Source organism: Brevibacillus fortis (genome assembly GCF_046196545.1).
GTDB classification, from domain to species: domain Bacteria; phylum Bacillota; class Bacilli; order Brevibacillales; family Brevibacillaceae; genus Brevibacillus; species Brevibacillus fortis_A.
This window is the reverse complement of record NZ_CP176370.1, coordinates 6,507,879-6,520,460: the sequence shown is the minus strand read 5'-3', so window position 1 is coordinate 6,520,460 and position 12,582 is coordinate 6,507,879. Positions and strand designations below refer to the sequence as shown.

Here is a 12,582-nt window from a genome sequence, read left to right as displayed (position 1 = left end):
CAACCTGGGAAAGATACGGGAAGAGGGATGTTCGGTGAGATTTAGTGTGTTGGCAAGCGGGAGTACGGGCAATGCCATTTACGTGGCGACAGACCGTGTTTCCGTATTGATCGATGTAGGCATTACAGGAAAGCAGGCAGAAGCGGCACTGGAGACCATTGGTGTCAATCCAGCAGAGCTGAGCGCCATTCTCGTCACCCACGAGCACGTCGACCATATTAAAGGAGTCGGCGTCATGGCGCGGCGATATGGATTGCCGATTTACGCCAATGAAAAGACGTGGTCGGAGCTGGATGGGCAAATCGGGACGATCAAGGAAGATCAGCGACGCTTCTTTTCTGTGGGGGAAAAGAAAGAGTTAGAGGATTTGGGCATCGAGTCATTCGGAATCTCGCACGATGCCGCTGAGCCGATGGGCTTTTGTTTTTATGATGGCAAGAAAAAGCTCAGTGTCGCGACAGACCTGGGGTATGTTAGTGATCGGATCAAGGAGACGATTCGTGGTGCAGATGCGTATGTGTTCGAGTCCAATCATGACGTTGAACTGCTGCGCATGTCCCAGTATCCTTGGAGCATCAAGCGACGTATCTTGAGTGATGTGGGGCACTTGTCCAATGAAGCGGCGGGCGATGCTTTGCTCGATTGTCTAACAGGTGGGGCAGAACGTGTATACCTCGCCCACTTGAGTAAGGAAAACAACATGATTGATTTGGCCCGACTGACGGTCAAAAACATCTTGGAGGAGCGGGGGCTGTCTGTTGGTAACGATGTGCATCTGCGCGATACGTACCCGGATCGACCTACCAAGCTGGAAGAGCTATGAGATCGGTTTGATCCCCGCTTGACGACTGGTGATGCGCTCTGTGAGCTCCGTATAGGTATCGATATGGAAAGTTAATTGTGTATCGAGCTCATTCACTTTGGCAGTCAGCTCGTCATGTGTCAGCAGTCCTTTGGCAACTAGCAGCTCGATCAAAGCGTGCAGGACAAGCGTATTGTGGTAGTCTACTTCCTGAAGGTCAGCCAGCTTGGCGATGAGGTGGACTTCTTTCAAGTCTATCAATCCTTTCTATTTGGTCTGGCAGGTAAAAGCTTTTAATCTATCATATCCGTGCTCTCGGAGAAATATTCCGGGAGCTTTTTTCTATTCCACAACCTTTCCATAATTCTCACGCCATTTTGCCGAAAGCGGGTCGTATACTAAGGGTGTCAAAAGGAAATGACATCAACAAAATCAATCATGCACACCAATTAAGGCGCATGTCATTGTGTATACGAGCATGAAAAACCTGTAAAGCTAGTAATGGTAGAAGATAGAAAGGAGAGTATGAATCATGGGCTTTTATGATGATTTAACTCACGTAGAGCGAAAAAAGCAACGCGGTTCTAACATTGGACGTATGGTCGTGACGTCGGTAACGTCCGCGGTAATTGGGGGTATGGTCGTCCTGCTCACGCTGCCGACTCTCTCCAATGCGGGATATATTAATATGGTTAAGCCTAGTACAGAAAATGCGCTAAGCAGCAGCAATTCCTCCGCTTCTAGCCTGTTTGCTAAGCCAGTATCAGTAAGTGTGGGATCGGGTACAGTAGATGCGGTGAAAAAAGTGGAAAATGCAATCGTTGGTGTAATCAACATCGGTCAGCGCAGAAACAGTTGGATGCAGAATTCGATGGATGTCGAGCAGGGCCAAGGATCTGGTGTCATCTTTGAGAAAAAGGGCGGGAAAGCCTACATCGTGACTAACTATCACGTAATCGATAAGGCGCAAAAATTGGAGGTCGCCCTGCCAACAGGTGAAAAAGTTCCAGCGAAAGTGGTCGGTGCCGATGGTTACAACGACCTGGCGGTACTGGAAATCGACGCCTCCAAGGTTACGGACGTTGCTGAGTTTGGTGATTCTTCTACCTTGCAGGTGGGCGAACCGGCCATTGCCATCGGGAACCCATTGGGTATGCAGTTCTCCCGGACCGTCACACAAGGCATCATCAGTTCCAAAGAACGATCCATGCCAATGGACTTTAACGAAGATGGTCAGGACGACTGGGAGCTGGACGTCATTCAAACAGACGCAGCGATCAACCCTGGTAACAGCGGTGGTGCCCTCGTGAACATCGAGGGTCAGGTCATCGGGATTAATACCTTGAAAATTTCCAAAGCAGGTGTTGAAGGGTTAGGTTTTGCCCTCCCGATTAATGATGTCAAAGTGATCGTGGACCAGCTGATGGAAAAAGGCACACTGGAACGTTCTTACCTCGGTGTGCAACCACTCGACTTGGCTAATGTGCCACGCTACGAATGGAAAGAAACCTTGAATCTGCCTGACAATGTGAATGCTGGCGTCGTCGTGCAAACGGAGGTAGGCAAATTCTCGCCTGCGGGTGAAGCAGGCTTGAGACAATTCGATGTCATCGTGAAGCTGGACAACAAGGACATTTCCAACAGCGCTCAGCTGCGGAAGTATTTGATGATGAACAAAAAGCCGGGCGATACCATGGACGTTACGTACTATCGTGATGGTATCCAGAAGACTGCCAAAGTGAAGCTGACGGCTCCGCCACAGCAGTAAGAGGTACTGACCAAGCCATTTTGTAGGCAGGCATGTGAAGGAAACAAACTTTGACGGGCAATTCCGGGATGCATTTCGTCCCGTTTGCATATATGCAGTATCTGAAGTTCCCCCCTCTATCTATTTTTAAATAGATCCCTTCTTAAGAGCGCCGAGCTGATACGGCGCTCTCTTTTTTTGTTCGACCGGACTTTGGTGGAGGAGAGAAAAAAGAAGAAAACGCTCAAGTTCTTGGGCTACCTGCAGGGAGGCGGTTCTGCCCAGCTCCATGGAAAAAAAGAAACCCGCGTCCAAAGTCGCGCAGCTACGTAGTGTCTCAGAGGTGGATGCTAAAGGCAGGTTTCTTTTTTTCCATTGCGCTTCGGTTGGTATCCCAAAGACTTTCGCTTTTTTCTTCTTTTTTCTCTCTACAGCTTTAACTGTCCGTCGAAAGTTAAAAAACAAAAGCTATAGAATACAGAGGCTTATGTTTGTAAACTCATCGTTGTCTTTTTGGTCGATTCATTTGTTTTGTTGCGGTTCTGGGGTAGAATAGGAAGCGACATTAATTGTACGGAAAAGAGGTATTCGATATGGACATGAAGATGAAAAGCTTACAAATAGAAGGTAAAGAAGTTGAGTTGTTGGTGGAATATCCGGTGCGGTTTGCTTGCATGGAGCATTTGGAGCAGGAGTTGGATGATTACGTAAATGATTTTGAGGCGGCGCCGGATACGTATGCGGCACAGGCGATTGATGGCGATGGAGTAGACAAGCGTTGTCGGGAATGTGGAGAGCCTGGGCAGGTTGCGCTTTTGAAAGAGAAGGGAATGTAGGATCATGCAAATTTCGATTATTACGGTAGGGAAGCTAAAGGAGAAATATTTGCGTGAGGGCATTGATGAATACAGCAAGCGTCTGTCTGCTTACTGCAAGCTGCAAGTGATCGAGGTCAATGATGAAAAGGCACCGGAAGAGATGAGTGCGGCGGAGATGGAGCAGGTGAAGCGCAAGGAAGGCGAGCGTATCCTGGCGCAGATCAAGCAGGATCAGTATGTAATTACGCTGGCGATTGATGGGCAAATGTGGTCATCGGAGAAGCTGTCCGCGGAGATGGACAAGCTGGCTTTGCATGGGCGCAGTCAGGTGGCGTTTGTGATTGGCGGGTCGTTGGGGTTGGCGGATCAGGTGTTGAAGCGGGCCGATGCGTTGTTGTCGTTTTCAAAGATGACGTTTCCGCATCAGTTGGTGCGGTTGGTGCTGTTGGAGCAGGTTTATCGGGCGTTTCGGATTAGTCGGGGGGAACCGTACCACAAGTGATGGTACACAAAATTAAAAGGGAGATTATATTGGATAATCATTATATCAATAGGCTTAGAAATAACGGGTTTGACAATGGATAAGCTATTAGAGATGCTTTTTAAAGTTTCTAGATTTATGTAGATCGTTTATACTAAGTATAAAAACTTGATCAACATTATGTCTAGTAGACACATAAGTATATATTTTAATTGAATGTTTTATGGAGGATAATTCAATGTCAAAATTAAATGAATTTGAGATTCGTGATTTGATAAATCGCTTGCAAGAAGGTCAACAAATCCCAGAAGATTATAAATATAAGCTCTTCCCAACCACACATAAAGAATACGAAATTGTTTATGGCGGTAAAATGAGGAAAGAAGACGTGTTGGCCAATGAAGATGGTGTCTTTCCTGTACCTCTACAAATAGAAAAGGCTTTTAATAAAGCAGACGAGAGAAACGAAAGTGACTGGAATAACATGTTGGTATACGGTGATAATCTTCAGTTTTTAAAAACAATTTACGAAAATAAAGACCCACTTATAAAGGATAAAGTAAAGGGAAAAGTCAATCTTATTTATATTGACCCACCATTTGGAACAGATTCTGATTTTAATACGAGTCAAGGTTTAAAAGCCTATACTGACAAAACTAAAGGATCTGAGTTCTTGGAGTTCTTAAGAAGAAGATTAATTTTAGCTAAAGAAATACTAGCTGACGATGGTACTATATATGTCCATATAGATTCAAAAAAAGGGCACGAGGTCAAACTAGTTTTAGATGAATTATTCCCTGACTTCGAATTCGCGGAAATAGTTTGGGTTTGTGGTCTACTTGGGTCTGGGAAATATTATCCTAAGTCTCATGAGACTATTTTTTGTTATAAAGCACCAAACGCTTATTTCAATCCACCTAAACGTTTAGGATATTCTCCACGTATTACAAATGCTTTACAAAAAGATGATATTGGATGGTATTACACTAGGGGTAAAGAAAGTAGCGGCGGATCTAAAAGCTTAAAAACGTATATTTGTAAAAATCCTAATTTAACTAAGCAAGAAGCTATAAATGAAGCGAATGAAAACAGACCCCAGACAGCATGGAGTGTTTGGATGGGGAAAGAGGACATGGGGAAAGCTTTTAATGATCATGCTGTTGGCACTTATGCATATAGACAAACCGAAAATGTTGGTTATCCTACACAAAAACCTGAAGCTCTTCTAAAAAGAATCATTGAGGCTTCCACAAAACCAGGTGACCTTGTTCTTGACTTTTTCGGTGGATCAGGGACCACTGCAGTAGTAGCCGAGAAGCTCGGTAGGAAGTGGATAACTTGCGATATAGGTAAATTATCAATATATACCATTCAAAGAAGACTATTAAATGTAGAATCAAGTTTAAGTTTGGAAAACAATAAAAAATCATTCGATAAAAAAGCAAATAGTTTCGTAATGCTAAACACGGGATATTATGACCTAGAAAAGATATTTTCTCTAAATAAAGAAGAATATATTAAATTTGTGATGAATTTATTTGAAATTGAGTCTGTAGATAAAAAGATCAATGGAATTACTTTTGACGGTCAGAAGAAAGATGGGTATCATTGTATAATATTCCCTTATTGGAAATTTAGTAATGCATCAGTCGATATAGACTATTTGGAAGACTTACACTCTTATGTGGGTGGAAAGATAGGAAATAGATGTTATATAGTAGCACCTGCGAACTATGTGGATTTTATTAGCGATTACTATGAGATAGGCAATATGAAGTATTATTTTTTAAAAGTACCATACCATATTATTAAAGAACTGCACAAAGTACAGTTTAAAAAGTTCCGTCAGCCCCAAAGTAAAAAGAATATAAATGATTTAGATAATGCAATTGGCTTTCATTTTATGCGACAGCCAAGAGTATCATCTGAGTTGGTGGTTAATAAAGAAAAAGTAGAAATACACATAAATAAGTTTTACTCAGAGTTTACAGAAGAAGAAAGCGGAAAAGACATGGATAACTTTGAATCACTATCTATGGTACTAATTGATAAGAATTATAACGGTAAGGAATTCCAGATGGATATTTATTATTTTTCAGAGGAATTATTACCAAAAAAGGTTAAATTGACTGACGAGGAAGCACTGATAAGGGAAGAACTTAAGCAACAACCGAAAATTGTTATACCTGCATTTGATAAATCTAGCTGCGGTGAAAAGGTAATGGTTATATATGTTGATATTTATGGGAACGAATTTATCGAAGAATTGAAGGTGGAGTGAATTGCAGGAAGTTAAAACATATAAGACCAAAGACTTGATTTTAAATGTTAATAAATTATACGATCCGATAAAACTAGATCTATCCCAATGGGATAGATTTTTGGACGTATTATGTAGTGATAGGCAATATCAAAAGGAAGCTATCCAAACCGCAATAATTTATCTAGCATCAGGTAAGTATAATTCAATTGAAGATCTGGTAAAAGAAAATTGGAATGATAGTCGAAGAATCGAGCTAAAAAATCGCTACAAAGATATTGAAGAATATTTAAGAAAGATACAATTACCAAATAAATTAAGTGCGACTATAGATCTTGCTACAGGAACGGGAAAAAGTTATGTAATTTACGGTATTGCTCAAATTATGTTGGGACTTGGTTTAGTTGATAAAGTTTTAGTTCTTTGTCCATCACTCACTATTGAAAAGGGTTTAAAAGAAAAGTTTTTTTCATTGAGCGGAGATAGTAGACTTAAACAAACTCTACCTGAATCTGCTATATATAAAAATCCAGCTATTATTGATGCTAATAGTACTATTAAAAACGGCGATATTTGTGTAGAAAATATACATGCAGTATATGAAAATAATAGTTCTTCAATCATGGATAGCTTGATGTGGGTAGGTGAGAAAGTACTTATTTTAAGTGATGAAGCTCACCATATATTTAATATAGTTTCTGGTAGAGATCAACAGAGTCAAAATATTAAAAAATGGAAAGAGTTTTTACTAGGTAACGAGTATAATTTTTATTATATGTTGGGATTTACTGGAACAGCATATATTGAAGATGAATATTTTAATGATGTTATTTATAGATATTCATTACGCCAGGCTGTTGATGATAAAATGGTAAAAATGATTGACTACGTTAGTAAAGACGACAGCATAGATCAAAATGAAAAGTTTCAAAAAATATTAGACAACCATATACAAAATAAAGATACTTACAGGAAAGTAAAGCCTCTAACAATTCTAATAACAAAAGATATTACTAAAGCTAAGCAATTAGCTGAAGAATTGAAGGAATTTCTAGGGAATAAGCTTGATCTTCAAAAAGAAGAAGTAGAGAAGAAAGTGCTGATTGTTACTTCTCATAACGATCACAAACTGAATGTAGCAAGACTTTCAAGGGTAGATGATAAAGAAGATCCAACTGAATGGATAGTATCGGTTTCAATGTTGACAGAGGGCTGGGACGTTAAAAATGTATTTCAAATTGTACCTTGGGAAGATAGAGCATTTTGTTCAAAGTTATTAATAGCACAAGTTCTTGGTAGAGGTTTAAGGATACCATCAGAGTATCAATCACCACAACCAAGAGTTAGGGTGTTTAACCACGATGCTTGGAGTCGAAATATTAGAGGATTAGTAGATGAGATACTTGAAATTGAAATGAAACTTATAAGTACACCGCTTAAAGAAGGGGAGAGATCCAAATATCATTTTAATTTATATAATATTGAGTATGACAAAGAACAGCAAGAAAAAGAGTCTCAAAAGGAACATCAGGAATTTGACTATACAAAAGGTTACCTAGAGCTAATTGCTCAAGTTGAGGAGACAGAAAAGGAAACTGAGTATCTAGATCTGTCAGGAATAATAAGAGAAAAGAATACACTGGTACAATATAATACATACACAATAGATGAAATTGTAAATAAAATATTTGATGAATTTAGAACTCGTGAATGGGAAGGAAAGATATTAAGGCTTCCAGAGGGAACGTATACAAAGGAAAATTTACCACCAAAAGAAGAAATAAGAAAAATTATAAGGAACTCAATGGATAGGGTTGGCATCAAAGGGGATCGTCTTGTTGGTAAAAATAAATACAAGATAGAATCTATGTTTAGCACCCTTTTGAGAAAAAAGGGAAAAACAATCGTGAATGTATGGAAAGTTACAGAGCCTTATGAAATTTCTACGGTAGATACTGATCGAGAGACAATTGCTGTAGGTAATCTACGTCATAATGCAACGGTGTTTCATACAGATAATTTTGATATTGAACTTAATCAAGATATAAAAGAAACTTTGCAAGCGGTCTTGGAAGATGAAACATTCCCTAGGAGCTCATCAAGACAAATTAATCCATACTTGTTTAAAACCCCTCTAGATATCGTATTTACAAAGTATGAACCTGAAAGAAAATTTATTGAATCTTTATGTAAACAAAACAATGCAAGTAAGCTTAGCGCTTGGGTAAAGTCTAGGGATCAAGGATTCTATAGTATACAGTATTCAATTACCACAACTGGTGGTAAGCACTCCAAGCAACAAAGTTTTAATCCCGATTTTTTTATTAAGATCTCTGAAAACGATTATGAGTATTATATTGTTGTAGAGGTTAAGAGCGATAATGATGAATCTGATGAAAATAAGGCAAAATACAAATATGCGAAGCAGCACTTCAATGATTTAAACGAAAAGCTGACACAAAACAATATAAAGCAAAAGTATATTTTTCACTTTCTGAGCCCAAATAGTTTTGTGGAATTCTTTGACTACCTCAGGAATGGAAAACTGATAAATGGCGAGTTTAGAAGTGATTTAGATGATAAATTAGAAAAAAATAATTAATAAATCCTTATGCAGAGGCGCCGCTGCAGTTATCGCTGGGTTGGCGAGCGTGAGAGATTGTGATTCTGTCAATCAAAATCCATCATGTCTACAAAACCTCCTTATCAGGTATAATATTCTGTAAATCCTATTAATGGCGAAAAGGCAAAAAACTAGATAATCTTAAGCATCATTTTAAAAGGGTTTACTTATTCCATTGAAGGTCGTAAACTGTAAACAGTAAGTAGTATCTAAACACTTAACCACTTGAAAATATAAACTTGACCAAACACTTAGAAGGCTTATTCCACTTGTTGAAGATGGAGTGAGCCTTTTTTGCATGCAGAAAACAATAAGGAGATGGACAGATCATGGCAAAACGTGAGCAGGTAGTAACGGAAGCAGTCGAGGAAATGACAGAGGAAACGGTGCGTTCGATTGCCCAGGCGGAAGCAGACTATGAACAGCTTATGGACGAGATTCGGGGTTATTGGCAACGGGCAAGGGACTTGCGGGAGAAGGCGGCAGAGTTGAAACTGTCGGGGCGCACAGATGCACAGGTAGGAGCAGAGATCTGGCAGTTATTAGATCAAGCTGAACGGTTTGAATTGTTAGGGGATCAGAAAGACAGTCATGAAAAGCTAGAAGCAATTCGTTACATTGAAGATTTACGGCGTGAAGCATCTGCATTGAGGGGAACTGTACAGCACAACCAAAGCGTTTTAGCTCGTCAGCGTAAGGAACTGGAGGAAGCAAAGGAAGAAGTGGTGGCAATGGTTCAACGGGCAGAGGAACGAGTACAGGAAACGGAGCAGCTTTTAGCCTATGAGATGGCGAAGTTGGCAGAATTGGAGGCGAACTAAGATGCGTAACTCTGTTTCAAAAAAATGGCAGCAAGTGTTGAAAGACTTGCACGCACGATTCCCGGGAAAGGTATCCCATGAAATTTACACAGAAGACGGTGTATTCAAGTGGGGTAATTCCACTAAGGATGATGTTGTAATTGAAATTATCGATGATGAAGGCATTGAAATTGAGGGTGTACGTTCCGGAGAGGGCTTGAAATCAACCATTCGCGGCGCGGTAAAGGAAACACTCAGCAAGGCAACGGGAAAAGTTTAACGGGGAGGGAATACGTATATGGCAAAGTTGAGTTCTGAAGCACTGGAAGCTCGCCGCCAATATGATAAAGAATACATGCGTAAATGGCGGCAGAAACCAGAGAACAAACAGAAGGAAAAGGAATATAGCCGGAAATACTGGGAACGTAAGGCAAAGGAAGCAATGCATTAATACGAGCACCAACGAGAAGGGGGCAAAGATGCGTTGCATGTAACTTGCACCGTATATTCTAGCCCCCGAACACTGAAACACGATATAAACCAAATTTCACGGTTACAGGAGGGCATAACAAAGATGGACGAAATGACAGAGTATGAAAAATTCCTATGGGAAGAACTAAGTGCGGCGAACGATATGAATCTACGTAACGCATACCTGTTAGAGGACTATATAGATTACATCAATGCGGCAGGACTGCGTGAAGAGTTTGAAGCATTCAGGAAAGTAAAGGCACAGCAAGTAGCAAATACGAGTAATTGAAAAGCGATTAGTTGAAAAGTAACTGATAAACATTGATATAGATTGGGCGGCTGGGGGCGTGTAGACCTCCCCCCGGTCGGGGAAACGAACCCCATGATATGAGGTTAGGCGGTGAGAGAATGGAAAAAAAGCTGTGTGGAGCTAAGACGAGAAGCGACAGACCATGTAAAAAAGCCGCTTTAGCAAACGGGCGTTGTAGGTTACACGGGGGGAAATCCACTGGACCGAAAAACCCCAGCAAGCTAAAGGGTAACAAAAACGCATTAAAACATGGACTGTATGAAACGATCTGGGAGGATACATTGACGGAGGAGGAACGGGAACTGTTAGCCCAAGTATCAACTGACCCGAAGGCACAAGTTGAAAGTGAGTTAAAGTTATCAGAGATACGCATTCTTCGTATGATGCGGCGCATTAAACAAGAGGAGCAGAAGAAAAAGCCGAACCCTGCTCTAATACGAGCCATTGAGGAAGGAATAACGAGAATCGGAATGAACAAGGTAAGCCTTGTAAGGGAGAGCAGTAGGCTGTTAGAAGTGCAGGGGAACAAAAGTGATGGGTCTTTAGATCGACTGGTTGAAATACTCGATCAGGCCAGAAAGCAACGTATGAACTAGTAGAGGGCAAACAAGGCATACAATTCCTTTGTTTTGCTCTTTCTTTGAAATGCCATCGTATTTCCAAAATCCTCCTCGACTGATAGAATGAAAGTGGAGTAGTTAGATGATTGCCACTTTACAGAACATTCTAGGAGGAAAACACATGGAAAGAAAATATGAGTGGAGCAAGTTAAATCATTTACAATTGGGACGGTATGCCGAATATTTCGTTAAGATGGAATTTACCTTACTTGGATTTGAGGTATACACTTCTGAAGTAGACGACCGCGGTATCGATTTTGTTATTCGTAAAGACAACAAATATTACGATATTCAAGTAAAGTCGGCTAGAAATAACAACTATGTGTTTTTCGCCAAAAGCAAATTTGATTTGAGGGAAAACCTGCTGGCAGCAGTTGTCCTTTTAGAAGAAGGAGAAGCACCAAGGTTGTACTTGATTCCGTCAACAAGATGGCGAGAGTCGGATGCTCTTTTTGCCAGCAAAGATTACGAAGGATTGAAAAGTCAACCTGAATGGGGTCTAAACTTATCACGTAAGAACTTGCCGTTACTCGAACCGTTTACTTTTGATAAGTCAGTGGTGAATATTTTCAATCTTGGAGCTGTAGAAGTGTAGGACTAAACAAGGTTAAAGAACAGGGATCAATGATTATCAATGGAGCAGACAGGGTAACCGCCCTTGTTCGCTCCTTTTTTATCGCTGACGCAAAGGAGAACGAAAAATCAAAATGATGTTGGCTTACCACGATCTCGGTAGGCGAGTGGCAAAAAGTATAAAAGAAATTGTAATTTCCTTAATCTAGGTCGTATAGTGTTTACAAAAAAGGAGGCACTGGACATGGGAAACATGAAAATGAAGAGAGTGGTTGGCTACGCCCGAATTTCCTCAGATAGTCAGATAGAGAATACTTCGATAGCGGAGCAAGTGAAAAAGATTGAAGCGTACTGTATCAGTCAAGGCTGGGAATTGGCAGGAATATTTAAGGATGAAGGAGAAAGTGGAAGTACGACTGAACGTGAAGGATACAGAGACATGATGCAATATGTCCAGCAGGCTGAAAACGAAGTGACGGGAGTCGTCGTAGTGAAGGCAGACCGTATACATAGAAGGTTAAGAAACTTGATATTATTGATTGAGGATGAACTGGAGCCTAAAGGGGTTGCCTTCATTAGCGTGTCGGAAAACTTTGATACTTCCACACCGTCAGGGATGATGTTCCTGCAAATGATAGGCTCTTTTTCAGAATTTGAACGGAAGACCATTAACGAACGGACAAAAGGCGGACGAATCGCCACCGCCAAGGGAAATAAATATGCTGGCGGCGCTCCTGCCTTTGGGTATCAGGTACAAAATGGTATTATAATCATAAATGAGCAACAAGCACAAACGGTAAAGAACATATTTCAACTCTATGTAGAGGGGAATAATCCATACAAAATCGCTTGCAAATTGAACCGAGCGGGCATTCGCACTAAAACAGGGAAGGATTGGACTGTCGTACAGGTTCAAAACATTTTGAACAATGAGACGTATACAGGTTTCAATACCTACAACGGGAAAAAAGAACGGAACGGTATCAGACAGAAAGATGTTTTCCCTCGTATCATTAGCCGTCAGTTGTGGAACAAGGCAAGGCAAGTTAGCTAATCGTCGACTAACAATGGGAGGTT

At 40.7% G+C, this 12,582-nt stretch carries 14 protein-coding genes; 13 read left to right on the top strand and 1 reads right to left on the bottom strand.

What is annotated here, in order from left to right:
* Nucleotides 1-34: 34 nt before the first annotated feature.
* Nucleotides 35-823, top strand: a complete 789-nt coding sequence (locus ACKKE8_RS31455; protein WP_015894070.1) for an MBL fold metallo-hydrolase — start codon at nucleotides 35-37, stop codon at nucleotides 821-823.
* Here ACKKE8_RS31455 and ACKKE8_RS31450 read toward each other — a convergent pair.
* A complete protein-coding gene (locus ACKKE8_RS31450) occupies nucleotides 818-1,054 on the bottom strand; it encodes a hypothetical protein (protein WP_409176454.1) in 237 nt (78 codons plus the stop codon). The genes ACKKE8_RS31455 and ACKKE8_RS31450 overlap by 6 nt on opposite strands.
* 280 nt (nucleotides 1,055-1,334) lie before the next feature.
* Between ACKKE8_RS31450 and ACKKE8_RS31445 the strand changes: the two genes are divergently transcribed.
* From ACKKE8_RS31445 to ACKKE8_RS31390, 12 genes are all read left to right on the top strand, one after another.
* Complete coding sequence (locus ACKKE8_RS31445) at nucleotides 1,335-2,570, top strand: S1C family serine protease (protein ID WP_409176453.1); 1,236 nt, start codon at nucleotides 1,335-1,337, stop codon at nucleotides 2,568-2,570.
* Between the two features lie 572 nt (nucleotides 2,571-3,142).
* Nucleotides 3,143-3,385 carry a CxxH/CxxC protein gene (locus tag ACKKE8_RS31440; protein WP_409176452.1) on the top strand — a complete coding sequence of 81 codons (243 nt, stop codon included), beginning with the start codon at nucleotides 3,143-3,145 and terminating at the stop codon, nucleotides 3,383-3,385.
* Between the two features lie 4 nt (nucleotides 3,386-3,389).
* On the top strand, nucleotides 3,390-3,869 hold the full coding sequence (gene rlmH / locus ACKKE8_RS31435; protein ID WP_409176451.1) for a 23S rRNA (pseudouridine(1915)-N(3))-methyltransferase RlmH: 480 nt from the start codon (nucleotides 3,390-3,392) through the stop codon (nucleotides 3,867-3,869).
* 217 nt (nucleotides 3,870-4,086) lie between these two features.
* Nucleotides 4,087-6,129 (top strand): DNA methyltransferase, encoded by a 2,043-nt coding sequence (locus tag ACKKE8_RS31430; protein WP_409176450.1) that lies wholly within the window; start codon nucleotides 4,087-4,089, stop codon nucleotides 6,127-6,129.
* 1 nt (nucleotide 6,130) lies between these two features.
* Nucleotides 6,131-8,710, top strand: coding sequence for a DEAD/DEAH box helicase family protein (locus tag ACKKE8_RS31425; RefSeq protein WP_409176449.1), 2,580 nt, complete (start codon nucleotides 6,131-6,133; stop codon nucleotides 8,708-8,710).
* Between the two features lie 350 nt (nucleotides 8,711-9,060).
* Nucleotides 9,061-9,552 carry a hypothetical protein gene (locus tag ACKKE8_RS31420; RefSeq protein WP_409176448.1) on the top strand — a complete coding sequence of 164 codons (492 nt, stop codon included), beginning with the start codon at nucleotides 9,061-9,063 and terminating at the stop codon, nucleotides 9,550-9,552.
* Nucleotide 9,553: 1 nt separating this feature from the next.
* On the top strand, nucleotides 9,554-9,811 hold the full coding sequence (locus ACKKE8_RS31415; RefSeq protein ID WP_409176447.1) for a hypothetical protein: 258 nt from the start codon (nucleotides 9,554-9,556) through the stop codon (nucleotides 9,809-9,811).
* Nucleotides 9,812-9,829: 18 nt separating this feature from the next.
* A complete protein-coding gene (locus ACKKE8_RS31410; protein WP_409176446.1) occupies nucleotides 9,830-9,982 on the top strand; it encodes a hypothetical protein in 153 nt (50 codons plus the stop codon).
* Between the two features lie 123 nt (nucleotides 9,983-10,105).
* Nucleotides 10,106-10,291, top strand: coding sequence for a hypothetical protein (locus ACKKE8_RS31405; RefSeq protein ID WP_409176445.1), 186 nt, complete (start codon nucleotides 10,106-10,108; stop codon nucleotides 10,289-10,291).
* Nucleotides 10,292-10,410: 119 nt separating this feature from the next.
* Nucleotides 10,411-10,908, top strand: a complete 498-nt coding sequence (locus ACKKE8_RS31400; RefSeq protein WP_409176444.1) for an HGGxSTG domain-containing protein — start codon at nucleotides 10,411-10,413, stop codon at nucleotides 10,906-10,908.
* 145 nt (nucleotides 10,909-11,053) lie between these two features.
* Nucleotides 11,054-11,527 carry a DUF4365 domain-containing protein gene (locus tag ACKKE8_RS31395; protein WP_409176443.1) on the top strand — a complete coding sequence of 158 codons (474 nt, stop codon included), beginning with the start codon at nucleotides 11,054-11,056 and terminating at the stop codon, nucleotides 11,525-11,527.
* A 222-nt stretch (nucleotides 11,528-11,749) separates the two neighbouring features.
* Nucleotides 11,750-12,559, top strand: a complete 810-nt coding sequence (locus ACKKE8_RS31390) for a recombinase family protein (protein WP_409176442.1) — start codon at nucleotides 11,750-11,752, stop codon at nucleotides 12,557-12,559.
* Nucleotides 12,560-12,582: the final 23 nt, after the last annotated feature.